This window comes from Sphingosinicellaceae bacterium, assembly GCA_019285715.1.
GTDB lineage: Bacteria > Pseudomonadota > Alphaproteobacteria > Sphingomonadales > Sphingomonadaceae > Glacieibacterium.
In genome coordinates this window covers 2,431,035-2,453,280 of the sequence record CP079108.1, presented here as the reverse complement: position 1 = coordinate 2,453,280, position 22,246 = coordinate 2,431,035, and the positions used below count along the sequence as shown (strand labels likewise).

24 protein-coding genes are annotated in these 22,246 nt (G+C 67.4%); 9 read left to right on the top strand and 15 right to left on the bottom strand.

What is annotated here, in order from left to right; all coding sequences use genetic code 11:
- Positions 1–21: 21 nt before the first annotated feature.
- The 3 genes from KX816_11490 to KX816_11480 all read right to left on the bottom strand — a co-directional run bounded on the left by KX816_11490 (position 22) and on the right by KX816_11480 (position 2,598).
- Positions 22–732: a dienelactone hydrolase family protein gene (locus tag KX816_11490; protein QXQ04922.1), complete on the bottom strand. Its 711-nt coding sequence runs from the start codon at positions 730–732 to the stop codon at positions 22–24.
- A gap of 70 nt (positions 733–802) precedes the next feature.
- Complete coding sequence (locus tag KX816_11485; GenBank protein ID QXQ04921.1) at positions 803–1,090, bottom strand: hypothetical protein; 288 nt, start codon at positions 1,088–1,090, stop codon at positions 803–805.
- Positions 1,090–2,598 carry an acyl-CoA synthetase gene (locus KX816_11480; GenBank protein QXQ04920.1) on the bottom strand — a complete coding sequence of 503 codons (1,509 nt, stop codon included), beginning with the start codon at positions 2,596–2,598 and terminating at the stop codon, positions 1,090–1,092. The genes KX816_11485 and KX816_11480 overlap by 1 nt, the downstream gene beginning before the upstream one ends.
- Positions 2,599–2,678: 80 nt before the next feature.
- Between KX816_11480 and KX816_11475 the strand changes: the two genes are divergently transcribed.
- Positions 2,679–2,972 (top strand): DUF952 domain-containing protein, encoded by a 294-nt coding sequence (locus KX816_11475; GenBank protein ID QXQ04919.1) that lies wholly within the window; start codon positions 2,679–2,681, stop codon positions 2,970–2,972.
- Here KX816_11475 and KX816_11470 read toward each other — a convergent pair.
- Complete coding sequence (locus KX816_11470) at positions 2,956–3,606, bottom strand: glutathione S-transferase family protein (protein ID QXQ04918.1); 651 nt, start codon at positions 3,604–3,606, stop codon at positions 2,956–2,958. The genes KX816_11475 and KX816_11470 overlap by 17 nt on opposite strands.
- Positions 3,607–3,682: 76 nt before the next feature.
- On the opposite strand from KX816_11470, the gene KX816_11465 reads away from it, so the two are divergent.
- A complete protein-coding gene (locus tag KX816_11465) occupies positions 3,683–5,146 on the top strand; it encodes a Do family serine endopeptidase (GenBank protein QXQ04917.1) in 1,464 nt (487 codons plus the stop codon).
- A gap of 146 nt (positions 5,147–5,292) precedes the next feature.
- Here the strand turns inward: KX816_11465 and parC are convergent, their stop codons facing one another.
- The 3 genes from parC to recO all read right to left on the bottom strand — a co-directional run bounded on the left by parC (position 5,293) and on the right by recO (position 9,883).
- Complete coding sequence (parC, locus tag KX816_11460) at positions 5,293–7,542, bottom strand: DNA topoisomerase IV subunit A (protein QXQ04916.1); 2,250 nt, start codon at positions 7,540–7,542, stop codon at positions 5,293–5,295.
- A gap of 213 nt (positions 7,543–7,755) precedes the next feature.
- Positions 7,756–9,066 carry an OmpP1/FadL family transporter gene (locus KX816_11455; protein QXQ04915.1) on the bottom strand — a complete coding sequence of 437 codons (1,311 nt, stop codon included), beginning with the start codon at positions 9,064–9,066 and terminating at the stop codon, positions 7,756–7,758.
- Between the two features lie 40 nt (positions 9,067–9,106).
- Positions 9,107–9,883, bottom strand: a complete 777-nt coding sequence (recO, locus tag KX816_11450; protein ID QXQ04914.1) for a DNA repair protein RecO — start codon at positions 9,881–9,883, stop codon at positions 9,107–9,109.
- A 203-nt stretch (positions 9,884–10,086) separates the two neighbouring features.
- Between recO and KX816_11445 the strand changes: the two genes are divergently transcribed.
- Positions 10,087–11,154, top strand: coding sequence for a hypothetical protein (locus tag KX816_11445; protein QXQ04913.1), 1,068 nt, complete (start codon positions 10,087–10,089; stop codon positions 11,152–11,154).
- A gap of 113 nt (positions 11,155–11,267) precedes the next feature.
- Here KX816_11445 and era read toward each other — a convergent pair whose 3' ends face one another.
- Genes era through uvrC form a run of 7 tightly spaced genes read right to left on the bottom strand, consistent with a single transcriptional unit; the run spans position 11,268 to position 17,163 of the window.
- The gene (era, locus tag KX816_11440) at positions 11,268–12,179 is read right to left on the bottom strand and encodes a GTPase Era (GenBank protein QXQ04912.1); all 912 of its coding nucleotides are present in this window, start codon (positions 12,177–12,179) and stop codon (positions 11,268–11,270) included.
- Positions 12,176–12,841 (bottom strand): ribonuclease III, encoded by a 666-nt coding sequence (rnc, locus tag KX816_11435; GenBank protein ID QXQ04911.1) that lies wholly within the window; start codon positions 12,839–12,841, stop codon positions 12,176–12,178. Before rnc ends, era begins: the two co-directional genes overlap by 4 nt.
- 4 nt (positions 12,842–12,845) lie before the next feature.
- On the bottom strand, positions 12,846–13,583 hold the full coding sequence (gene lepB / locus KX816_11430; GenBank protein QXQ04910.1) for a signal peptidase I: 738 nt from the start codon (positions 13,581–13,583) through the stop codon (positions 12,846–12,848).
- A gap of 55 nt (positions 13,584–13,638) precedes the next feature.
- A complete protein-coding gene (locus KX816_11425; GenBank protein ID QXQ04909.1) occupies positions 13,639–14,058 on the bottom strand; it encodes a hypothetical protein in 420 nt (139 codons plus the stop codon).
- The gene (locus KX816_11420) at positions 14,058–14,750 is read right to left on the bottom strand and encodes a glutathione S-transferase N-terminal domain-containing protein (protein QXQ04908.1); all 693 of its coding nucleotides are present in this window, start codon (positions 14,748–14,750) and stop codon (positions 14,058–14,060) included. Before KX816_11420 ends, KX816_11425 begins: the two co-directional genes overlap by 1 nt.
- The gene (locus KX816_11415; GenBank protein QXQ04907.1) at positions 14,747–15,220 is read right to left on the bottom strand and encodes a DUF29 domain-containing protein; all 474 of its coding nucleotides are present in this window, start codon (positions 15,218–15,220) and stop codon (positions 14,747–14,749) included. Before KX816_11415 ends, KX816_11420 begins: the two co-directional genes overlap by 4 nt.
- Positions 15,221–15,237: 17 nt before the next feature.
- Positions 15,238–17,163: an excinuclease ABC subunit UvrC gene (gene uvrC / locus KX816_11410; GenBank protein QXQ04906.1), complete on the bottom strand. Its 1,926-nt coding sequence runs from the start codon at positions 17,161–17,163 to the stop codon at positions 15,238–15,240.
- A gap of 208 nt (positions 17,164–17,371) precedes the next feature.
- Between uvrC and KX816_11405 the strand changes: the two genes are divergently transcribed.
- Positions 17,372–18,142, top strand: coding sequence for an SDR family oxidoreductase (locus KX816_11405; protein QXQ04905.1), 771 nt, complete (start codon positions 17,372–17,374; stop codon positions 18,140–18,142).
- On the top strand, positions 18,139–18,555 hold the full coding sequence (locus KX816_11400; protein QXQ04904.1) for a dihydroneopterin aldolase: 417 nt from the start codon (positions 18,139–18,141) through the stop codon (positions 18,553–18,555). The genes KX816_11405 and KX816_11400 overlap by 4 nt, the downstream gene beginning before the upstream one ends.
- 142 nt (positions 18,556–18,697) lie before the next feature.
- On the opposite strand, the gene KX816_11395 is transcribed toward KX816_11400, so the two are convergent.
- Entirely contained in the window at positions 18,698–19,510 is an 813-nt protein-coding gene (locus KX816_11395) for a hypothetical protein (GenBank protein QXQ04903.1), read from the bottom strand.
- Between the two features lie 326 nt (positions 19,511–19,836).
- Here KX816_11395 and KX816_11390 point away from each other — a divergent pair, with 326 nt between their 5' ends.
- The 4 genes from KX816_11390 to KX816_11375 are packed head-to-tail and all read left to right on the top strand — an operon-like array spanning position 19,837 to position 22,180.
- The gene (locus tag KX816_11390) at positions 19,837–20,415 is read left to right on the top strand and encodes an energy transducer TonB (protein ID QXQ04902.1); all 579 of its coding nucleotides are present in this window, start codon (positions 19,837–19,839) and stop codon (positions 20,413–20,415) included.
- 60 nt (positions 20,416–20,475) lie between these two features.
- Positions 20,476–21,198, top strand: coding sequence for a MotA/TolQ/ExbB proton channel family protein (locus tag KX816_11385; protein QXQ04901.1), 723 nt, complete (start codon positions 20,476–20,478; stop codon positions 21,196–21,198).
- Between the two features lie 28 nt (positions 21,199–21,226).
- Positions 21,227–21,709 (top strand): biopolymer transporter ExbD, encoded by a 483-nt coding sequence (locus KX816_11380; protein ID QXQ04900.1) that lies wholly within the window; start codon positions 21,227–21,229, stop codon positions 21,707–21,709.
- Between the two features lie 54 nt (positions 21,710–21,763).
- A complete protein-coding gene (locus KX816_11375; protein ID QXQ04899.1) occupies positions 21,764–22,180 on the top strand; it encodes a biopolymer transporter ExbD in 417 nt (138 codons plus the stop codon).
- Positions 22,181–22,246 lie beyond the last annotated feature (66 nt).

Genomic DNA, 22,246 nt, shown 5'->3' with positions numbered 1-22,246 from the left:
GATTCTAGCGCGAATCGGGTCCTATGCGAAGACCTCGGCGAAGTGCGCGGCCATCGCCTTCCACGACCGCTTGGCGGTGCGCTCGTGGTACTTGATGCCGGGCATGACGCTGCCGTCGGCGTTGCGGTTGGTGAAGCTGTGGACCGCGCCGGTATAGGCAACGGTCTGGCAGTCGGCCTCGACCGCCGCCATCTCGGCGAGGAACGTAAGCAGTACCGGGCCGGGCATCAGCGGGTCCTCGGCGCCGTGGAGGACAAGGAGCTTGGTCGCGATCGGCTTGGTCGCGGGCTGGGGCGTCGCCGCGTCGCCGTGGAAGCTGACGCCCGCCAGGTAGCCAGGGTGGCCGTGGCGCGCGAGCTCGAGCACCGTGGTGCCGCCGAAGCAGAAGCCGATCGCGCCGAGCCGGCCGTCGCAGCGCGGGTGCGCCGCCAGCGCGTCGAGTGCGGCCGCCGCGCGCTTCGCAAGGGCGACGGGGTCGGCCTTCCAGCTTTGCACCCAGGGCATGCCTTCGGCGAAGTCCTTGGGGGTCTTGCCGTCACCATAAACGTCGGCGGCGAGCGCGAGATAGCCGAGGCCGGCAAGGTCGTTGGCGTAGCGCTCGGTGTGCTCGCCGATGCCGCCGAGGTCGGCGAAGATCGCGATGGCGGGGCGCTTGTCGGTGCCGCCGGGAACCGCGATCTGGCCGCGGCACAGCGTCTCGCCGTCACGATAGTCGAAGGGTTCGGTGGTCATGCGCGTCTCCCGGATGGCGTCGTCGGCTTAAGCATTCTAGCGAGTCGCCGCAACGCGTCACGCGCCCTGATCATGCGTCCCCGATCGCGTAGATCAGCACCGCGACGAACAGCAATACCATGCCGAGCAGGAACGCCTTGTCGGCGACATCGGCAAAGCGGCTCTCCTTGGGTTCGGCGCGGATCGCCAGGTACGAGGTGATCGTGCTGAGGCTCAGGCTGACCGCGGACACGCAGGCGATCTCGTCGGCGAAGGTGTCGCGCGCGGCATGGCTGACGTGGAGGGCGGTGATGATCACCAGCGAAATACCGAGCAGGCTGGTGGACGAGCTGATGATCTGGTGGTGTGGGCGGGGCATCAGGCGGCCCAGTAGCGGTCGCGGAGCAGGCGCTTGTACAGCTTGCCGGTATCGTGGCGGGGCAGTTCGTCCATGAAATCCACCGTTTTCGGGCATTTGATGTGGCTCAACCGCGACCGCACGAAGGCAATCAGCTCGGCCGCGAGTTCGGGCCCGGCGGCGGCAGGGTCCTTCGGCTGGACGACGGCCTTCACCGCCTCGCCCATCTCGGCATCGGGCACGCCGAACACTGCGACGTCGGCAACGGCGGGATGCATCGTGAGAACGTTTTCAGCCTCTTGCGGGTAGACGTTCACGCCGCCGCTGATGATCATATAGGCGGCGCGGTCGGTCAGGTAGAGATAGCCATCCTCGTCGACGTGGCCGATGTCGCCGAAGGTGCAGCCGTGCGCGCCGGTGACGCTCGCGGTCTTCTCGGGATCGTTGTGATAGCTGAACGCAGGTCCGCCGGCGAAGAAGATGCGCCCGGTCTGGTTCGGGCCGAGCGGTTCGTCGTCGTCGCCGAGCACCCGGATTTCGCCGAGGATCGACTTCCCGACCGACCCCGGGTGGGTCCGCCACTCCTGCGGCGAGATTGCGGTGAAGCCGGCGCTCTCGGTCGCCGAGTAATATTCGAAGATGGTGTCGCCCCACCAGTCGAGCATCGCCTGCTTGACGTCGACCGGGCATGGCGCGGCGGCGTGGATCGCGACCTTGAGGCTCGAAATATCATATTTCGCACGCACTTCTGGCGGCAACTTGAGCATCCGCACGAACATCGTCGGGACCAGCTGGCTGTGCGTGACGTGGTATTTCTCGACGAGCGCGAGGTACGTCTCGGGGTCGAAGCGCTCCATGACGATGACCGTGCCGCCGAAGCGCTGGACCGCCATGCAATAGCGCAGCGGCGCGGCGTGGTAGAGTGGCGCGGGGGACAGATAGATCATGCCCGGCTCGAAGCTGTAGAGTGCTCGCACCAGCCCCTGCAACGAGTCGGTGTCGTCGAGCGCGCCCTCGGGAAGCGGCCCGCGTACGCCTTTCGGGCGCCCGGTGGTGCCGCTCGAATACAGCATGTCCCGTCCCGGCGACTGGTCCGTGATCGGCGTGTTGGGCTGGGCCCGGGCAGCGGTCTCGAACGCCGTCCAGCCCGGGATCGGCCCGCCGACCGCGTAGCGCCCGGCCGTCACCGGCAGCTCAGCCGCAATTGTCGCGAACCGCGCGCCCGCAAACACCGCCTGCGCGCCTGAGTCTGCGACGATGTACGCGGCCTCGTCGAAGGTCAGCTTGGTCGACATCGCGACGAACACCAGCCCCGCGCGCTGGGCCCCCCAGCAGATCGGCAGATATTCGAGGCAATTGTCGAGCCAGATCACCACCGTATCACCGCGCACGAGGCCCTGCGCGCGCAGCAATTGCGCGACCTGGTTGGACTGCGCTTCGAGCTGGACATAGGTCAGCGTCGCGCCGCTCGCTGCCATGCGGACGGCGACGGCGTCGGGCTGCGTCGCGGCGTGGTTCGCTGGATGCATGATCGGTCCTCCCCCAAGGATAGTTAGCAGTCGCGTTCTGTGGTCGCGCTTTCCGTATACGTTAGCTAGATACTTCAGGAATGACGACTGTCTTCAAATTGCTCCGCGCTCCCGAGTGGGCCGCCTTCGAACGCGACGGCAGCTTTGCCGGCTCGCCCGATGATCTCCGCGACGGCTTCATCCACATGTCTACGGCTGAGCAGCTCGAGGGCACCCGCGCCAAATATTTCGCCGACGAGCCCGGCGTCGTACTGCTCGGCCTCGATGCCGATGCACTCGCGGCAGAAATCCGCTGGGAGGAGTCGCGCGGCGGGATGCTGTTCCCGCACCTCTACCGGCCGCTGCAACTGACTGAAGTTACGCGGATCGAGTGACCTCGGGCGCGCGCTGGGCTGCCTTCGCCGCAATGAAGCCGGGCCGGAGCTGCAGCCGCCGCCAATAATCCTGCAGGCGCGGCGACAGTTTCTCGATCAGCTTGATGTTGTCGGCGAGCAGCAGCGCGTAACCGACGGAGATATCAGCTACGGTGAATCGGTCGGCGCATAGATACGCGTGCCCATCCAGCGCGGCATCGGCGAGGATGGTGCGCCGCGCGAACCAGTGGGCATAGTCGTCGGCCGCTTGCTGCAGCCCCTTGCCCGGCTCGAACACGCGGTAACGCAGCACGATCGTCTGCGGGAAGGTCAGTGTCGCCTCGCCGTGGTGAAGCCAGTTCAGCCAGGCACCGTAGCCCGGCTCATCCGCAGCGACCGCCAGCGACGACGGGCCGTAGCGGGTACAAAGATACTGCGCGATCGCGGACGATTCGGTCAGTCGCTCCTCGGCCCCGCTGGTATCGTCGACGAGCAGAGGGATCGTCCCGAGCGGGTTTTCCTCAAGGTAGCCGGGCGACCGCGAGCGCGGCGGAAACGGCAACAGCTTCAATTCATAGGGCAGCCCCATCTCCTCGAGCGTCCACAAGGCCCGGAACGAGCGCGCATCGGCGCAGTGGTAGAGAGTGATCGTCATGGCTGTCCCCTGCGTTCATTGACGCTTCAGCGCTCCCGTACCACATCGCTGGCGCGAACAGGCTGGGAGATGCGGCATGGGTTTACGCGGCAATTCGCGGTCGGTGGCGGTCGGGGCGGCGTGCCTGGTCGCCGGCGTCGTGCTGGCGCTCGGCGTTAACGGCGAGACCGGGCGAGGCGGCGCTTCGGCCCAGTCGGCGCCCGCCGAGACACGGGTCATGCCGCTCAATCCGACACAAATCCTGCTCAGCTATTCGGCGGTGGTGAAGCGTGCAGCGCCCGCGGTGGTCAACGTCTATTCGGCGCGGGTCAGCCGCTCGACGGCGATGGCCAACCCCTTCTTCCAGCAGTTCTTCGGCGGCATCCAGCAGCCGCCGCGCGTCGAACAATCGCTCGGCTCAGGCGTCATCGTCGGCAGCGACGGGCTGATCGTCACCAACAATCACGTCGTCAACGGCGCCGACCAGATCCTCGTCGCGCTCGCCGACCGGCGCGAATATCCGGCCAAATTGGTGTTCGCGGACTCTCGCCTCGATCTCGCGCTGCTGCGGGTCGACACCAAGGGCGCGCGCTTGCCGACGGTGCCGTTCGGCGACAGCGACCGGGCCGAGGTCGGCGATGTCGTGCTGGCGATCGGCGATCCGTTCGGGGTCGGACAGACCGTCACCCACGGCATCGTCTCGGCAACGGCGCGGACCGGGCAGGGCATCTCCAACTACCAGTATTTCCTGCAGACCGACGCCGCCATCAACCCCGGGAACTCGGGCGGCGCGCTGCTCGACATGCAGGGCCGGCTGCTCGGCATCAACACCGCGATCGCGTCGCCGTCGGGCGGCTCGAACGGCGTCGGCTTCGCGATCCCCGCCAACATGGTCAAGGTCTTCCTGGGCGCGGCCAAGACCGGCAAGCTGGTCACCGGCTGGATCGGTGCGGAGGGCGAGGCGCTGACCACCCAGACCGCGACCCAGCTCGGCCTCGATCGGCCGGGCGGGGTGCTGGTCACCGCCGTGACCCCGGGCTCCCCGTCGGCTCAGGCGGGGGTAAAGCCCGGCGATATCCTGCTCGCGGTCGACGGCAAGGAGATCGTCGATCCGGGCCAGCTTCGCTACCGCATCGCCGTTCTCGGGGTCGGCACGAAGGTTGATGTCGAGGTCCGGCGCGGGAGCGAGCGGCGCACGGTGGCGATGACACTTGCCGCCCCGCCCGAAAACCCGCCGCGCGCGCTGACGCGGATCGGCGGGGATAACCTGCTCACCGGGGTCACGGTCGGCAATTTGTCACCGGCGTTCGCGCAGGAGGTCGGGGCCGGGCTGCCGGAGCGCGGGGTGGTGGTCACCGAAATCGCGGGCGCATCGCTGGCGGCACGGTTCGGGTTCCTCAAGCCCGGTGACCTGATCGAGGCGGTCGGCGGCAAGCCGGTGCGCTCAGCAGGCGAGGCGGCAGCGGCTGCGGTCGTCGGGCCACCGTCGGTTCGGTTCATGCGCGGATCGCAGCACGCCGAGTGCGGGGTGGTATCAGGGCAGCTGGCGTGCACGAGTTGAGGTGGAAGCGGACCGGGCGCGCGTTTAAAGGTGTCATCAACGCGTAGGCGGGGACCCATGAGCACCGGCTACGGGACCTATGCTGCGGTCTGTGTTCATGGGCCCCCGGCTACGCGGGCATGTCACGGTGTTCTTGTGACGCCACTTCACCCGAACCGGTTATCCCGCGGAAATCCCTGCGGCGGCAGCCGCCCAGTCCCCCCTCGCGCACCCTCCCAGGCCGCAAGGTCCGTCTCCGACCGGGTCCGCGTGCCGGCACCGCCCATCGTCCAGCTCAGCCCCTCGGCCCGCTTAAACGGCAGCGCGTCCGACAGCCCGCCGTCCTTGTACTTCTGCAACGCGACGCCTTGCCCACGCGCCATGACGGGCACGCTGTCGAGCGGTGCGACCAGCAATTTCCGGTTTTCGCCGACCAGCGCCAGAGCATCGTCCTCGGCGCTGATGCGGCGCAGCACCTTCAGGCTAGCACCCGTCCGGGGTGTCATCACGGCGCGGCCCTTGCGGGTTTCCGCCAGCAGGTCCTCTCCGGCGACCACGAAGCCGCGCCCGTCGTCCGCCGCGAGCAGCCACTTGGCCCCCGCTGCATGAGTGAACACGCTGACGATCTCGCCCTCGAGGTCGATCATCAGCTTGAGCGGTTCGCCGAAGCCCCGCCCGCCCGGCAGGCGGTCCGCGCCGAGCGTGTAGAAGCGCCCATTGGCGGCAGCGACTAGCACCTTGTCAGTCGTTTGCGCATGGAAGGCGTAAGCGGCGCCGTCGCCCTCCTTGAACTTGAGCGCGTCGCCGGCGCCCAGGTCGACGTGGCCCTTCATCGCACGGATCCAGCCCTTGGCGGAGACGATCACGGTGACCGGCTCCTTGTCGATCATCGCCTCCAGCGGGATGATCGTGACGGCGGGCGCGTCCATGACATCGGTGCGGCGGCGGCCGAGCGCGGTCTCGGGCGCATAACGGGCGCGCAGCGTCGCGATGTCGAGCGTGATCCGCTTGCGCTGGTCGGCGGGGGAGGCGAGCAGCTTGCGCGCTGCATTCGCCTCCGCCGTCAGTGCCTTGTTTTCCTTGTTGATCTCAAGTTCTTCGAGCTTCCTCAGCGACCGCAGGCGCATGTTGAGGATCGCCTCTGCCTGCCGCTCGGTCAGCTCGAACGCCGCGATCAGCCCGGCTTTGGGGTCGTCCTCGTAGCGGATGATGCGGATCACCTCGTCGAGATTGAGGTAGGCCTTGAGCAGGCCCGCGAGGATCTCCAGCCGATCGTCGATCTTGCCGAGGCGGAATTCGGTGCGCTTGACCAGCACGTCGAGCTGGTGGTCGAGCCACGCCTGCAGCACCTGCCGCAGCCCCATGACGCCGGGCCGCCGGTTCTTGTCGAGCACGTTGAGATTGAGCGGGAAGCGCGTCTCGAGGTCGGTCAGCTTGAACAGGCTTTCCATCAGCACCGCGGGCTCGACGTTGCGGCTGCGCGGCTCGAGGATCAGGCGGACCTGCGCGTCGGACTCATCGCGGACGTCCGCCAGGATCGGCAGCTTGCGGTCGTTGATGAGGGCGGCGATGTCCTCGATCAGCTTGCCCTTGACGACCTGGTACGGGATTTCGGTCACGACGATCGTCCACGTCCCGCGCCCAAGGTCCTCGACCGACCACCGCGCCCGCAGCCGGAAGCTGCCGCGTCCGGTGGCATAGGCCTCGCGGATGGCAGCCTGCGGTTCGACCATGACACCGCCGGTCGGGAAGTCGGGACCGGCGAACACTTCAAGCAGGCTGTCGAGCAGGGTCTCGCTGTCGCCGAGCAGCAGCGTCGCCGCGTCGCAGATCTCGGCGACGTTGTGGGGTGGGATGCTGGTCGCCATGCCGACCGCGATGCCGGCGGCACCGTTCGCGAGCAGGTTCGGGAAGGCGGCGGGGAAGACCTCGGGCTCCTCCTCCTCGCCATTGTAGGTGTCGCGGAAGGGCACGCAGGCCTCGTCGAGCCCGTCCATCAGCTCGGCGGCGGCGTTGGTCAGGCGCGCCTCGGTGTAGCGCATGGCGGCGGGGTTATCGCCGTCGATGTTCCCGAAATTGCCCTGCCCGTCGACCAGCGGGTAGCGGAGCGAGAACTCCTGCGCGAGGCGGACCATGGCGTCGTAGATCGATTGGTCGCCGTGCGGGTGGTACTTGCCCATCACGTCGCCGACGACGCGGGCGCATTTCTTGAACGCGGTGCCGTTCCGGACCGTGCCGTCGGGCTCCATCTTGAGCAGCCGCATCGCCCACAACAGGCGACGGTGCACCGGCTTCAGTCCGTCGCGGACGTCGGGCAGCGAGCGCGCGGTGATCGTCGACAGCGCATAGACGAGGTAGCGGTCGGACAGCGCAGAGGCGAAGGACGTGTCGAGGATACGGTCGGTGGGTTCGGGCATGGGGGAGGAATACGGGGCGGCTCGCGGAACGGCAAGGGAACATGCCTACCCTCCCCCCTTAGGGGGGAGGGACGGTTGCCCTTCGGCGACCAGGGAGAGCATGGTGGGGATGTGTGGAGTGAGCAAGTGATCGGGGCACACGTCCCCCGACCCCTCTCCCTGCTTGCCAAGGGGCAAGCTGTCCCTCCCCCCCGAGGGGGGAGGGTGGTAGGCCTAAAACCGCAAACTCACGCTGCCGGCGATCTCGTCGGCATTGCCGGTGTTGCGCGACATCGTGTTGACGTTGACCACCGCTGGCGTCCCCGCGAACACCGGGTCGATGCGGTCGACGTTGGCCGCCTTCACGAAGACGTGCGCGTAGCTGAAGTTGAGCGCGACGTGGTCGTTCATGCGGTAGGTCGCGCCGGTCGTCGCCCAGATGCGGTTGCCGTCCGGGACACGGGTGGTGCGCAGCTCGTCGCGGGTCGGCGTCTGGTCGTGCATGGCGCCGGCACGGACCGTAAGCTTCTTCGACAGATCGTACTCGCCGCCAAGGCTGTAGCTCCAGGTGTCGCGGTAGTTCTGCTCGCTGTCGAGGAACACGGCGCCGGTGTTGTCCTCGACGGTGATGCGCTTGAAGCGCGACCAGTTGTACCAGTTCACCGACCCCAGCAGGCGGGCGTTGCCGATGCCGTAGACCGCGCTGACGGTGGCGATGTCGGGGGTCGAGATCGGTGCGACGCCGTCGCGGACGCCGTTGCTGCCGGCCAGCGGCCCGAGCAGGCCGGCGATGGTGACCTTGCCGTCGAGGCGCTGGTTGATGTGGCTGCGGTAGTGCGCGCCAAGGCGGAGCGGGCCGAAATTGCCCTGCACGCCGGCATTCCAGCCGACCGAGACGTCGTCGCCCTTGATCCGCAGCGAGCCGTCGGGGAGCAGCGGCGACAGGTTGGGCAGCGCGCTGGTCAGCGTCGCCTTGAAAGTCTGGATGTCGACGCCGCCGCCGATCGAGATGTTGTCGGTGATCTTGTATGCGGCGCTCGGCTGGATGTTGAACGCCTTCAAGTCGGACTTTAGCGAGTCGTAGCGGCCGAAGAAGCCGTCGTTGTAAACCACCTTGAGACCGAACGGTGCGGTGATGCCGAGGCCGATCCACAGTCTGGTGTCGCCGACCTGGTATGTCGCGAAGCCGGACGGGATGAAGACCGGGTTGCTGAACGGGTTGCCGCCGGAGTTGCCGCCACTCGGGAAGCTGCCCACCCCGCCGGGGCCACTGCGGGTGCTACCGGTGTCGCGCTGGTGGCTGGTGACGTCGAGCAGGTGCGACCCGAGCTCGATGTTCAGGCCGGGCAGGTTGGTCATGCCGGCCGGGTTGTACCAGACCGTTGCGGCGCTATCGCCGATCGCCGCCGAACCGGCAAAGGCACGGCCGACATCGAGCGGGGACTGTTCCTGGAGGAAGAAGCCGCCGGCCTGGGCGGGGGCGGAGAGGGTGCTGGTCAGGGCAAGGGGCGAGACGGCGGCAAGCGCCAGGGTGGTGAACTTCATCAGGGCTCCGAATACACAGGCCCCCCTTATGCGCAGCCGCCTACGAGGTCGGCGGCCCCGGTGCAACCCTTGCGGGGGCCATCGTCTCGCCCGCGTTCCGGACAATCTCGACAAAGCGCGCGCGGGCCGGGCGCAGGCCCGCCGCCGACCCGGTCAGCAGTTCGCGCTCGACGAACCAGCCTGTCGTGGTCAGCGCGGCGACGATATCGCCGGTGTCGATGGGGGCGCGGGTATCGCGCAGGAGCGCCGGCAGCGGCAGTAGTTTCGCGGCGTAGGGCGCGCCCGCGGCGGCGCTGACTGCCTGCGACGAACGCGGCGAGACATAGGCCAGATCGTCACGGGTACCCGTCGCGGCGCAGGTTTCGAGGTCGAGGCCGAAACCGAGTTCGCCGAGCAGCAGCAGCTCGTAGCGCGCCACGCCCGCCGCCGCCTGCATCGAGGTCGTACCCGCCGCCATCGCCGCGAACAGCGCATCGAGCGCCGCATACAGGCGCGCCTGCGCCTGGCCCTCGCCGAGCGTTGCCGCGGTCAGCGCGGTCAGCCACTCGGTTGCGGCGGCACTGGTCCGGTCGAAGACGAGCCCGGCGCGCGAGGTCACCAGCTCCACCGTCGCCGCTGCCAATTGCTCCTCCACCCGAGCGCGCAGTTCGACTGCAACCAGGTTGCCGGGCTGGAGCACCGGACGGAGCCGCCGCGACCGGCCGCCGCGGACATAGCCCGCCTGCACGCCGTCTTCGGGGGTCAGGAAGCGCACGACCGCACCGTGCTCGCCGTGGGGCAGCGCGGTCAGGACAAGAGCGGTGGCGGTCAGCTGCACTGGCGCACCCTAGAGCGGGAGCGGGCTGGGCGGAACTGTGGTGGGGGGCGAGCTACCCTGACATGGCTGTGACACCCTGGGTGAGGTGAATTGGCGCGGACAACCGATGCCGCTCCCTCAGCCCTCAAGTTCCCGCCGCGAAACGCAACTATTTACCCCGCAATCTCGTTAATTACTGTGAACGACGCGTGATTGGGATGCCGTTGAGTACCAAGCCCGACCTTCCCGACCAGCCCTGGTTCATCCGCCAGGTTCACCAGCGGACCTGGTCGGACCGGGAAGACGATGACGTTCTGCCGATGCGCCTTCCACCTGCGCCGCCGCCGCCGGAGACTATCGAACCGGCCCGCGATGCCGATCCTGCCCTCTCTCGTTCTGCTTCGAACTGGTTCGGTGGCTATCGGCCATTCCCGGGGTACACCCCCTTGTCCAGAGACGATGCTTCGGCGGGCGACGGCTTTGTGTCCGGTAACCGGGCGACGCCCGACGATCCCGGCTGGCTCGACTGGACCCCGCCGACGATGGACGCGGTGCGTGCATCCACGCCCCGGCGTGACCTTCGCCTGCCGCTGCTGATCGGGCTCGGGGTGCTTGCCGTGCTGCTCGCGTTCGCGGCGGGCTGGGCCGTGAGTGCCTGGGTCAAGCGTGACGTCGGCGCAGTCACGCCTGTGCCGGTCGTCGCTCCGCGGGTCGCTGTCACCGCGCCCGTCGCGCCGATCGTTCATCGCCCGGTCGAGCGCCTGCGCGAGGCTTCCCAGCCCAAGGTGTCGGACGCGAAAGTCGCCAAGGTCGCTAGACCCGCGAAGGTCGTGAAACCAGCCAAGGTCGCGAAACCGGCGGCGAAGAAGTCGACTGTCAGGAAAGCGCCGGCGGCCCGTGCCAAGCCGGTAATCGAGGCCAAGCGTCGGGTAGTCGCTCCTGCGGCCAAGCCAGCGCCCGCCGCAATCGTTCGGGCGAAGCCCGCAAGGCCGCGCGAAAGCTGGGCAGGGCGCTCTTTTGGTACCGATGAAGCCACCTCGCGCGTGAACCGTCCGGAGCCCAGCCCCGAGGCCACGGTCCGGCCGAACGACGCAGAAAGCCCTCCCGCGACGGCGGCTCCGACCAACCTGCTGAGCGCCATCGAGCCGGCCGAGGAGACGGCTTCCAGTCCGCGGACCATAGCGCGCGAACGCACCGAAAAGCAGCCTAAGGCCCCGCGCAGATTGCCCCGCTGCGTCGGCTTCCAGATCTCTCGCCCGAACGTCGCCTGCCGGGTCGGTGGGCCGCGGTAGGGCGGCGCGGTACATGTCATCCCGGGCTTGACCCGGGACCCAGCTAGCCCCGCGCTCGAGCCCCCGAAGAAACTGGGTCTCGGGTCAAGCCCGGGATGACAGCGACAGAGGCGTCAGTCGACGAAATCGAGCCCCAAGCTCCGGTAGACTTCGCGGTCGTCGCCCCAGTCGGCCTTGACCTTGACGTGCAGGAACAGGTGGACCTTGCCGCCGGTCAGTTCGGCGATGCCGGCGCGGGCCTCGGCACCGATGGTCTTGATCATCGCGCCGCCGTGGCCGAGCACGATCGCCTTCTGGCTGTCGCGCTCGACGAAGATCTGCTGGTGGATCAGCACGCTGCCGTCCTTGCGCTCCTCCCACTTCTCGGTCTCTACGGTCGAGGAATAGGGCAGCTCGGCGTGGAGGTGGCGGTAGATCGCCTCGCGGGTCAGCTCCGCCGCCATGATGCGGGTCGTCGCGTCGCTGAGCTGGTCGGCGGGGAACATCCAGTTGCCGAGCGGCATCGCGGCCGCCATCGCGGCCTTTAGCTCGGGCACCCCGTCGCCGGTCTCGGCGCTGATGAAATAGGTCTCGGCGAACTCGCAAGACGCTCCAGCCTGCGCCGCGAGATCGAGCAGCCGTGGCTTCTTGGCGAGGTCGACCTTGTTGAGGATCAGCCACTTTGGCTCGGGACGCGGCCCGAGCGCGCTGATGACGGCCAGCGAATCCGCCTTCAGCCCGGCCTTCGCGTCGACGATGCAGGCGATCAGGTCGGCATCCGCCGCGCCCTCCCACGCGGCCCGCACCATCGCCCGGTCGAGACGGCGACGCGGCGCGAAGATGCCGGGCGTGTCGACCAGCAGCAGCTGCGTCTCGCCCTCTGTGGCGATCCCCATCAGGCGGGTACGGGTGGTCTGGACCTTGGCCGAGACGATCGCGACCTTCTGCCCGACGATGGCATTGACAAGCGTCGACTTGCCCGCGTTCGGGGCGCCGACAACGGCGACCGTACCGGCGCGCGTGGTGGGGGGCGTGAGGTCCGTCATGGTGCGATCTTCTCCAGCATGGCGGTGGCGGCGGCTTTCTCGGCCTCCTGCTTCGAGGTTCCGGACCCCTCGATGGGCTCGTGGCCACGTAGCGCCACCGAAACCCGGAAGTTCGGGCGATGATCGGGGCCGTCCTTCCAGGTAATGGTGTATTGCGGGCTGCCGAGCCGGCGTGCTGCCGCCCACTCCTGCAGCCGCGACTTGGGGTTTTCGGGCGCGGCGATGCTGGTGTCGATCAGCGGCGCCCAGGCCCGGCGGACGAAGGCCTCGGCGGTCGCCCACCCGGCATCCAGGTAGACCGCCGCGATCAGCGCCTCCGCAACGTCGCCCAGCACGTTGGTCGAGCGCGCGACGTGCGCGGCTCGGGTTGCACGGTCGAGGATCAGATGCTCGGGTACGCCGAGGTCGGTCGCGACCCGCGCGCAACTCGGCGCATCGACGAGTGTGTGGAAGCGCGCAGTCAACTTGCCCTCGGCCTCGTCGAGGTCGTCATACAGCCACGCCGCGACGACGCAGCCGAGGATGCGGTCGCCGAGGAACTCGAGGCGCTGGTAGTTGGGCGTGCCGGCGCTTGGGTGGGTCATGGCGCGCCGGAGCAGGGCAGGGTCGGCAAAGTCGTGGGCCAACCGGTCGCGGGCCCAGGCTGCAAGATCGTCGCTCACAAGCTCACAACGGGCGGCCGATGCGGGCGAAGCGTATGCTCGTCCACCAGCTCACCGGATCATCGAGCTTGGCGCTGTCGTCGACCGAGAAGAAGATCACCGAGGCGCGCCCGATCAGGTTTGCCGCCGGGACCAGGCCGACGCCGCCGTCGGAAATACTGAGGCGGCTGTCGGCGCTGTCGTCACGGTTGTCGCCGAGCATGAAATAGCTGCCGGCAGGCACGGTCACCAGCGGGGTGTCATCATGGCTGCCGCCGCTGATCTGGTCGAGCACCTCATAGCGGCGGTCGCCGATCGTCTCGATGAAGCGCATCCCGCCGGCGGCGACCTTTGGCACCAGCCGTCCGTTTACCTCCAGGCGGCCCCCGGTCATGCGAACACGGTCGCCGGGCAGGCCGACGACGCGCTTGATGAAGTCGGTGCGGTTGTCGGCCGGGCTTTTGAACACGACGACGTCGCCGCGCACCGGATCGGCCCCCGCAATGCGACCGTCGAACAGCGGCAGGCCGAGTGGCAGGCTGAAGCGGCTGTAGCCGTAAGGCCATTTCGCGACGAACAGATAGTCGCCGACCCGCAGCGTCGGCAGCATCGATTCAGACGGGATGTTGAACGGCTCGTAGACCAAGCTGCGCAGCGTCAGCGCCATAACCACCGCGGTCACGACGATGCCGATCAGGCTGCGCAGCCGCGCGAACTGGGCGGCGGCATGCGCCTCGTGCGCGGCACGGGCGGAGTCGATCATTGCGGGATTCATGCGTGGCGGGGGGCTTGGCGCGCGGGGGCGCTGCAAGTCAAGGTCAGTCACCGCCACCATCCGAGGAGTCGGAGCCGGAACCGCTGCTGTCGGAAGACCAGTCCCCGCTCGCGCCGCCGCCACCGGAGCTGCCGCCGCCGCCGCTGAAATCGTCGCGCATCCAACTGTGGTCGTGGTCCCTGGTATCGCTTTCCTCGCTGTCGCTGAAAGCAGCGCCGCTATCCTCTACAGCGTTCCGCCGATGCTCCCGCTCCGCGAGTAGAGCAGCACTGGCGCCCAGAACCCACATGTCGCCCGCTGCTTGCGGCCTCACCGGATGCCACTGCCGTGGTACGTCGATCCCCGGGCGCAGCCGGTGCACCGGCGATTGGAGTGCGGTGTTGCCGATGCGACGACGCGTCCTGCGCGCCAATCTTCCGAGCAGGAAGGCGACAATGGTCGCAGCGACGGCGACCCAGACCATCAGGCCGCCGGCTTGCCCATCTCGACGATATTGCGGGCGTTCTCGGCGAATTTCTTCGCGGCGTCGCCTTCCTTCATGCGGAGCGAGGCATCCTCCGGGACGACGATGCCGCGCTGCGCACCGGGGCGCGCGGCGATCGCGGCGTGCCAGCGGGTCAGGTTGGGCAGGCCGTCGACGTCGACGCCCGACCAGCTCGCGGTGCGGGTCCAGCACCAGTTGGCGATATCGGCGATCGAATAGTCACCTGCCAGGAACTCGGTCTTGCCGAGCTGGGTGTCCAGAACTGTGAACAACCGCCGGCATTCGCCCTGGTAGCGCGCAATGGCAGCGGGGATCTTCTCGGGGAAATAACGGAAGAAGACGTTGGCCTGGCCCATCATCGGGCCGACGCCGCCCATCTGGAACATCAGCCACTGCATGACCTTCGAGCGTCCGTGCGCGTTGGTCGGCATCAACTGCCCGGTCTTCTCGGCGAGATAGACCAGGATCGCGCCGCTCTCAAAAATGGCGAAGTCGTCGTCGGTCAGCGCCGGGATGCGGCCGTTCGGACAGATGTCGAGGAACCACTGCTCCTTCTGCTCGCCCTTCATCAGGTCGACGCGGCGGACATCGTACGCCAGCTCCATCTCCTCGAGCGCGACCGAGACCTTGTAGCCGTTGGGAGTCGCGGCGGTGTAGAGCGTCAGGGTCATTCAGCGTCCTCGGGCCAGTCGAACGACCGGGTCATGATCTCGTCCCAGCTGTAGGGGCAACGGGTAGGAAACTTGCTGGGCGCGATCGTCAGGGCGGTCGAGGCCTCGCGCACGGCGTCCGGGTAGGCCTCACCGACCGCCTCCATCTGACGCGACTTCAAGCTCGGGTTGTCGGCAAGCAGCTTCCCGATCTTCGAACGCTGCTTGGCGATCGAGTTGACCCAGCTGACGCCGCGGCGCTCTGGCTGGCGATCCCATTTGAGCATGTGCTCGATGACCTGGGCGAGCAGGCTGTCGAGCGTCCTGAATTCCTTGCGCCCCAACGTATCCAGCTCCTCGGCGATTCCATGACGGTCGAGGAGATGCAGTTGTCCCGAGCGGACGAGCATTGCCTGGTAGAAAGCCCACGCGGCGAAATCGTCCTCGTAAGCAGGACCACGCTTCGGATCGTTGCTGAACTGGGTCGCCATGCCCGAACTCTACGCCCCTACCCGCGGGGATGAAAGTGGCCGTGGATGCTGGCCGCCATCAGCTTGGAGATGCCCGGCGCGCGCTCCAGGTCCTCGAGTGTCGCGCCCCTGACCGCCCGGCTCGTGCCGAAGTGCATCAGCAGTGCGCGCTTGCGGGCCGGGCCGATGCCGGGGACATCGTCGAGCGGGTTGGCGACGATCGCCTTCGAGCGCTTGGCCCGGTGTGCGCCGATGGCGAAGCGGTGCGCCTCGTCGCGCAGGCGCTGCAGGAAGAACAGCACTGGCGAGTTTGGCGGCAGGTTGAGCTCGCGCCCCGACGGCAGGTGGAATGTCTCCCGCCCGGCGTTGCGGTCGGGGCCCTTCGACACGCCGACGACGCAGATGCCGTGCGCGCCAAGCTCGCCCATGACCTCCATCACCGCCGACAATTGTCCTTTGCCGCCGTCGATGAGCAGCAGGTCGGGCCACTCGCCGCCGGTCTTGTCGGGGTCCTCGCGCTCCAGCCGGGCGAAGCGCCGAGCCAGCATCGCCTTCATCATCGCGAAGTCGTCGCCCGGCGTGATGCTGGCGTCGTTCATGTTGAACTTGCGGTACTGGTTCTTGCGGAACCCCTCGGGTCCCGCGACGATCATCGCCCCGAGCGCATTCGTCCCCATGATGTGGCTGTTGTCGTAGACCTCGATGCGCGTTGGGGTCTCGGCGAGGTCGAACAGCCCGGCCAGTTCGCGGAGCAGGGTGCCCTGCGTCGTCGCCTCTGCAAGCCGCCGCTCGAGCGCCTCCTCCGCATTGCGCTTGGCCTGCGCCACCAGCTGCCGCGCCGGGCCGCGCTGGGCGTGGCGGAGCGCGATGCGCTTGCCGGCGCGCTCCGACAGAGCGTCGGCTACCAGCGCCATCTCGTCGAGGGTGCGGTCGATGAGGATCTCGCGCGGCGCCGGCACGTCCTCGTAGAACTGCGCGAGGAAACTGGTGAGCACCTCGTCCTCCGGGACCTCGCTGGTGTGCGCCGGAAAGAAGCTGCGGTGGCCCCAGTTCTGGCCGCCGCGGATGAAGAACATCTGGATGCACATCACGCCCGCATGGCAGGCGAGGGCGACGATGTCGGCGTCGCGCGCGTCGTCGCCGGCGTTGATCGCCTGGCTGCCCTGGATGAAGGTCAGCGCCTTCAGCCGGTCGCGGAACACCGCCGCCAGCTCGAAGTCCATCGCCTTCGCCGCGGTCTCCATCGCCGTCCCGAGCTTGCGCTGGGTCTCCTGGCTGCGGCCCGACAGGAAGTCCTTTGCGTCCTCGACCAGCTCTGCATACTCGGGCTCGCCGATGCGCCCGACGCACGGCGCCGAGCAGCGCCGGATCTGGTGCAGCAGGCACGGCCGCGAGCGATTGGCGAAGAAGCTGTCGGAGCACGAGCGCAGCAGGAACACCTTCTGCAGCGCGTTGAGCGTCACGTTGACTGCCCCGGCGCTGGCGAACGGCCCGTAGAACACGCCCTTGCCGACCCGCGCGCCGCGATGCTTGGCGATGCGCGGGAAGCCGTGGTCCTCGCGCAGGAAGATGAAGGGGAAGCTTTTGTCGTCGCGAAGCAGCACGTTGTAGGCCGGGCGGAAGCGCTTGATCAGCTGCGCCTCGAGCAGCAGCGCCTCGGATTCGCTGTTGGTGGTGACGATCGTCATGTCCCGCGTCTGCGAGACCATGCGCTGCAGGCGGCGGGGCAGGCGGGTGACCTGGGTGTAGTTGGTCACCCGCGCCCGCAGGCTGCGCGCCTTGCCCACGTACAGTACCGCACCCTCGGCATCGACCATGCGATAGACGCCCGGACGCTGCGGCAATGTTTTCAGCACGTTGCGAATGGCAGCGACGCCCGTTTCGAGGTCGGGCTTATCGGTCCCGCGGACGGTGAACGTCGCGCTTTCTTCTGAAAATCGGTCACTGATGGGGGGTTGCGCCATTGCCTTGCCAAGTTAGGCCCGGCACGTCGCCGTCTCAAGCGGTGCGGCCGAGCTTATCCACCTCGATTGTGGATAAGCGCGTGGGCGGATGTAGGACGGCCTGGGATGGCCCGGGGTTACAGTCCTGTGACACTTGGTCTGCCCAAAATAGGGGCAGTGCGCCGACGCATCGCTTGCCCACTGCTCGCGCCCCCGCTACCCGCCGCCTATGACCGCCGCCCCCCGATCCCCAGTTGGCCAACGCACCGCGATCGTCACCGGCGGTGCCAAGCGCATCGGCGCCGCACTGGTCCGCGCACTCTCCGCCGACGGTTGGTTCGTCGTGATCCACTGCAATCGTTCGCGCGCCGATGCCGACGCGCTGGCGGCCGAACTCGGAAACGCGCGGGTCGTCGCCGCCGATCTCGCCGATCCTGAAGCGGCTGACGTCATCCTCGCCGCGACCGCCGGAGCGCCGCCGCTCGGACTGCTGGTCAACTGCGCCTCGCGCTTCGACTACGACCGCTTCGACGACTTCACCCTCAAGGCATGGGCGACGCACATCGACGTCAACCTGCGCGCCCCGACCCTGCTGATCCGCGCCTTTGCCGCCGCGGTCCCCGAGGGCGAGACGGCGTGCGTGGTCAACCTGCTCGATGCCAAGCTGGCTTCGCTGAATCCGGATTATTTCACCTACACCGTGTCGAAGATCGGGCTGGCCGGCGTCACCGAGCTCGCAGCCCGCGCTTTCGCGCCCAAGCTCCGCGTCAACGCCATCGCGCCTGCGGTGACCCTCGTCAGCGGCCCCCAGAGCCGCGAGAACTTCGAGGCGGTGCACACGATGAACCCGCTCCATCGGGGCGTCGAGGTTGCCGAGATCGTCGCCGCCTTGCGCTTCATCGTTGCGACGCCGACCTTGAACGCGCAGACGATCGCGATCGACGGCGGGCAGCGTCTGCTTGGGCTACCCCGCGACGTCGCCTACATGGTGAAAGAATGAAGACCCCCGGTATTTTCGAGCAGGCGCCCCTCGACGGCCTCGTGCCCACCACCCTGCGTCCGCGCAGCCGCAAGATCGTGCTCGAGAACCTCGATGTGCCCGTCGACATCGGCTTCCACGATTTCGAGATCGGCACCCCCCAGCGTCTACGCATCAACGTCGAGGTCTGGCTCGACGAGGCGCGCTTCCCGACCTGCGACAGCATCGACAAGGCGTGGGACTACGACCGCCTGCGCACCGCGATCATCGCATTGGTCTCGGGCCGGCGTTTCAACCTGCAGGAGACGGTGGCGCACGGCATCTACGACCTCGTCGCGGCCCGGCGGGGGGTTACGGGGTTGAGGGTGTCGACCCGCAAGCCGGACATTTACCCGGACTGCGCTGCGGTCGGGGTCGAGTTGGCGTCTTTCTGAGCTGAATTCACGCAAGTTGTCATTCCCGCGAAGGCCGGAACCCATCGACACTGGCCGTCGAGATTGGTTCCGAAGATCGTGTTCTTGGGTCCCCGCCTACGCGGGGATGACAGCCGCTTTGGGACGAGCCGCCTACCTGGCGTCACTTCGTTCGCTCACACCGCCCGATTTTCGCCAGCGCGAACGCGTAGTCGTCGTCCAGTCCGGCTCGGTCATCGGCGCCGACCTTCGCCGGCAGCGTCTGCGGCAGGAAACACGCCAGCCGGTACCAAAGCAGGGTCCGCGGCTTCACGCCCGCCGCCGCCTCGTCGATGACATCCCCGAGCGCGAGCTGCAGCGTGCGCTCCTGGCCTTGCCGGCTGAGCACGACCAGCGAGATCGGGCGGGCATCGGCGGTCGACACGAAGAACTGGCTCTCTGCCTCGCCCGGGACCGAGCCCGGAACCCGGAAGGCGGATGTGATACCGGTGACGCGCGGCAGGTCCGTGCGCGCTTCCGCCAGCACGCTGCGGACCGTGGCGACGGTGTCGGGCGCATCGGCAAGCTGCGCGCGGGCGCTGGTGAGGGCAAATTGCCCGGGCCGCTCGCCAGGGCGCAGGAACAACAGCACCGCTGCATCCTTGAGCTTGGGCGGCTTGCCCTTGGCGTCGAGGGGCGTCTCGAGCAGATAGTCGAGCTCGGCCGGAACCGCATCAGGCGCGAGGATCGCCGCCGCGACGCGCGCATGAACCAGCAGCCGGGCCCGGTCAGCCGCAAGCCCCGGGGCGTTCTCCCCGCTCAGGCGCTCCGTCTTCATCACGTTGGCACGCACGATCACCGGACTGGCAAGCGTCAGTTCGGCGAGATCGGCATAGGTGAGGATCGGGCCGACGATGACCGGAATCGTTGCGTTTGCCGCAACGCTTGGGCTGGCAGCGATCAGCGCGACCGCAGCGGCCAAGGCGCGAAGCATCATCTTTCCAGCTCCCTTCGAGATTGCCCGGAGGCGGTATCAGGCGATACCGCTTGCGTGCATCGTTATGCAACCATCGACAAACCGGGTTGCAGGGTGGCGACCGCGCCGCTAACAGTTGGGTTACGTCGTCGATGGGCGCAACGAAAGCGGCTCGCCGACGTTGGTAGTTTCAGGGCGCTCGAATGTTCGAGCGGTGTCCGACCGGAAAACCGGCGGGCAGGGTCGTGTTTGGAGGGAGTGGCGCTCAGCCCATGGCTTTCGCAGATCAAGGAATGAGTTCGAGCAGGGCGACCGCGCTAGGCGTGGTGCTACTGTTCCATGTGGGGGTGTTTGCGCTGCTCGCCCTCTATCGGCCTGACATCCTGAAGAAGATGGTAGCGCCCATCGAGGCTGTGCAGGTCAAGGACGAGGCGCCGCCGCCCGAGGAGCCGCCGCCCCCGCCGCCGAAGGAGCAGGAGATCCCGCCCTACGTGCCGCCGCCCGAGGTTTCGATCGCGAGTGAGCCAGCCCCGGCGATCATCACCACGCAGTCGGCGAACCCGGCACCGCCGCCGCCAGTATTCACGCCGCCAGCTCCGCCGGCGCCTGTTGCGCCGCCGGCTCCGACCGGTCCGACGCAGCACGCCACCGCGAACGCGCGGGTCTTCGAGGTCAGCGAGGACGACTATCCGCCGGCTTCGCTGCGCGCCGAGGAAGAGGGCGTCGTCGCCGTGACGGTCAACATCGGGATCAGCGGCCGCGTCGAAGGCTGTACGGTCACGGCGTCGAGCAACTTCCCCAAGCTCGACGAACGGACCTGCAAGATCGCTCAGTCACGTTGGCGCTTCAAGCCGGCGTTGCAGAACGGCACGCCGGTTCCGGACACGATCAGTAAGCGCATTCGCTGGCAGATCGCTCGCAAATAGCTCTTCAACGCCGCTATCGACCGTCGCTATCAAATTACTGAATTCACGAGGAAATAGTTTATGGAACAGAGCAAATTCGGTCTTATCCCGGCCCTGGAGCAGGGCGGGCCGCTCACCTGGGGCGTGGTGCTGATCCTCGCGGTGATGTCGCTCGTCTCGTGGTACATCATCATCACCAAGTACATCGACCAGCGTAAGGTGCTGAACGATGCTGCCGGCCTCGAGAAGAAGTTTTGGGCTGCCCCGTCGCTCGCCGACGGCGCCAAGAAGCTCGACAAGAATTCGGCCTTCCGCCAGATCGTCGACGATGGTCTCCGCGCCGCCGATCACCACGAAGGCAAGCTCACCGATAAGATCGACGAGCACGAGTGGGTAACGATGGCCCTCAACCGCTCGAACGCCGCGGTCCAGTCGAAGCTGCAGGGCGGCCTCGCCTTCCTCGCCTCGGTCGGTTCGACTTCGCCGTTCGTCGGCCTGTTCGGCACGGTTATCGGTATTTACTCGGCGCTCATCGCCATCGGCCAGTCGGGCCAGGCTTCGATCGACAAGGTCGCCGGTCCGGTCGGTGAGGCGCTCATCATGACCGCCATCGGTCTTGCCGTCGCGGTCCCCGCGGTGCTTGGCTACAACTGGCTGATCCGTCGCAACAAGGATGTCGCCGAGCGTCTCGGCAACTTCGCCGCCGACATCCATGGTGCGCTCGTCTCGGGCTCGCGGATCAACGTTCCTGCCGGACGTCCGGTTGGCGCTGCGGTCACCAACACCTCGCCGGCTGCGCGCTGAGCCGCATGGCCGATAAGGGAGTTCGCCCATGTCGATGAACATTGGTTCGCCGGACGAGGATGGCTCCGAGCCCCCGATGTCGGAAATCAACACGACGCCGCTCGTCGACGTCATGCTGGTGCTGCTGATCATCTTCCTGATCACGGTTCCCGCGGTGTTGCAGACGGTCCCGGTCAAGCTGCCGACCGTCACCAACATTGTGACCGAGACCAAGCCCGAGAATGTTCTGCTGTCGGTGACCAACACCTGCGAGACTTACTGGGGCCAGACCAAGATCAATTCGAAGCAGGAATTGCTCGATCGCGGTGTCGCGGCGCTGAAGGCCGAGATTGCCCGGCAGCAGGCTCGTGGCGGCAAGATCGAGTTGCCCGAGGTCCACATCCGCGGCGACAAGGATATGGAGTATCGGTGCGTCGGCGGGGTGATCTTCACCATGCAGCGCGCCGGCTTCTTGAAGATCGGGTTCATCTCGGAACCGAATGCGGCCGATATCGCGGCCGCTCCACGTTGATGCGTCTTCCCGGGCTGGCGGTGCCGGCCCGGGGTTACGAGGAGTAGTTTACCAATGGCAATGGCAGCGGCAACCGCCGAAGGCGCGCCGATGATGGACATCAACACGACGCCGCTGATCGACGTCATGCTGGTGCTGTTGATCATGTTCATCATCACGATTCCGATCCAGACCCACGCCGTCAAGCTCGACCTGCCGCCGCCTAACCCGCTGCCGCAGAAGGTCGACCCGGTGTTCAACCAGATCGACATCGACTTCCTCGGCAACGTCTACTGGAACAAGGTTGAGGTGGATCTCCCGACCCTCAGCGGCTATCTCAAGCAGGCCGTAGCGCTCCCGACTGAGCCCGAGCTTCGCCTTCATCCGGAGGCGCTGGCCAAGTACGAGATCGTCGACAAGGTCATGGCCACCGCGCAGCATGCCGGTGTCACCAAGATGGGATTCGTGGGCAACGAGGCGTACGCGAACTAGATCGCCGAGCGCTCGATGATATCAAGGCCACCATCGCTCATCGCGGTGGTGGCCTTTGTCGTTCTG

Coding starts and splice junctions, on each gene's coding strand:
- KX816_11455 (QXQ04915.1), bottom strand. CDS start 9,066: ATGAAGTTCACCACCCTGGCGCTTGCCGCCGTCTCGCCCCTTGCCCTG.
- KX816_11480 (QXQ04920.1), bottom strand. CDS start 2,598: ATGCATCCAGCGAACCACGCCGCGACGCAGCCCGACGCCGTCGCCGTC.
- KX816_11385 (QXQ04901.1), top strand. CDS start 20,476: ATGGAACAGAGCAAATTCGGTCTTATCCCGGCCCTGGAGCAGGGCGGG.
- KX816_11425 (QXQ04909.1), bottom strand. CDS start 14,058: ATGGTCTGGGTCGCCGTCGCTGCGACCATTGTCGCCTTCCTGCTCGGA.
- KX816_11490 (QXQ04922.1), bottom strand. CDS start 732: ATGACCACCGAACCCTTCGACTATCGTGACGGCGAGACGCTGTGCCGC.
- KX816_11470 (QXQ04918.1), bottom strand. CDS start 3,606: ATGACGATCACTCTCTACCACTGCGCCGATGCGCGCTCGTTCCGGGCC.
- KX816_11400 (QXQ04904.1), top strand. CDS start 18,139: ATGAAGACCCCCGGTATTTTCGAGCAGGCGCCCCTCGACGGCCTCGTG.
- KX816_11475 (QXQ04919.1), top strand. CDS start 2,679: ATGACGACTGTCTTCAAATTGCTCCGCGCTCCCGAGTGGGCCGCCTTC.
- uvrC (QXQ04906.1), bottom strand. CDS start 17,163: ATGGCGCAACCCCCCATCAGTGACCGATTTTCAGAAGAAAGCGCGACG.
- era (QXQ04912.1), bottom strand. CDS start 12,179: ATGACGGACCTCACGCCCCCCACCACGCGCGCCGGTACGGTCGCCGTT.
- lepB (QXQ04910.1), bottom strand. CDS start 13,583: ATGATCGACTCCGCCCGTGCCGCGCACGAGGCGCATGCCGCCGCCCAG.
- KX816_11485 (QXQ04921.1), bottom strand. CDS start 1,090: ATGCCCCGCCCACACCACCAGATCATCAGCTCGTCCACCAGCCTGCTC.
- KX816_11420 (QXQ04908.1), bottom strand. CDS start 14,750: ATGACCCTGACGCTCTACACCGCCGCGACTCCCAACGGCTACAAGGTC.
- KX816_11375 (QXQ04899.1), top strand. CDS start 21,764: ATGGCAATGGCAGCGGCAACCGCCGAAGGCGCGCCGATGATGGACATC.
- KX816_11395 (QXQ04903.1), bottom strand. CDS start 19,510: ATGATGCTTCGCGCCTTGGCCGCTGCGGTCGCGCTGATCGCTGCCAGC.
- KX816_11465 (QXQ04917.1), top strand. CDS start 3,683: ATGGGTTTACGCGGCAATTCGCGGTCGGTGGCGGTCGGGGCGGCGTGC.
- parC (QXQ04916.1), bottom strand. CDS start 7,542: ATGCCCGAACCCACCGACCGTATCCTCGACACGTCCTTCGCCTCTGCG.
- KX816_11415 (QXQ04907.1), bottom strand. CDS start 15,220: ATGGCGACCCAGTTCAGCAACGATCCGAAGCGTGGTCCTGCTTACGAG.
- KX816_11405 (QXQ04905.1), top strand. CDS start 17,372: ATGACCGCCGCCCCCCGATCCCCAGTTGGCCAACGCACCGCGATCGTC.
- KX816_11380 (QXQ04900.1), top strand. CDS start 21,227: ATGTCGATGAACATTGGTTCGCCGGACGAGGATGGCTCCGAGCCCCCG.